Source organism: Brevibacterium sp. R8603A2, from assembly GCF_023072605.1.
In the GTDB taxonomy this organism is placed as follows: Bacteria; Actinomycetota; Actinomycetes; order Actinomycetales; family Brevibacteriaceae; genus Brevibacterium; species Brevibacterium pityocampae.
Genome location: NZ_JALLGN010000048.1, coordinates 1 through 354 on the forward strand (window position 1 = coordinate 1; position 354 = coordinate 354).

Annotated in this window: 1 pseudogene; it reads left to right on the forward strand. The window is 62.1% G+C overall.

Annotated features, from left to right (window positions below):
• Positions 1-126 precede the first annotated feature (126 nt).
• Positions 127-354 (forward strand): annotated as a pseudogene (locus tag MTQ12_RS14840) (IS5/IS1182 family transposase); the annotation flags it as partial.

Below are 354 nucleotides of genomic sequence, written 5' to 3' on the forward strand. Positions count from 1 at the left end.
GGATCGGCCTGAGCGTGAATGACGAGCTCTACTGCACGAGCCCTGAGCTCGTCGGTGTACTTCACTGGCATGAGAGAAACTCCTTCTTCCAATCTCCCTGCCTCTATTATCCCCGGGGCGATTCACCTGCCCGAGACGTTCGGCAAGTGGCAGACGGTATGGACCTGGCATCGCCGGATGGCCGGCGACGGCACCTGGGACACCGCGCTGGCCCGCTTGACCGCTCACGCTGCCGGCCAGCTCGACTGGTCGCTGTCGGTGGACTCCACGATCGCGCGTGCTCATCAACACGCAACGAACATCACGCGCCTAAAAAAGGGACTCGTCGAACTACACGAATCCGGACGTCGAGCC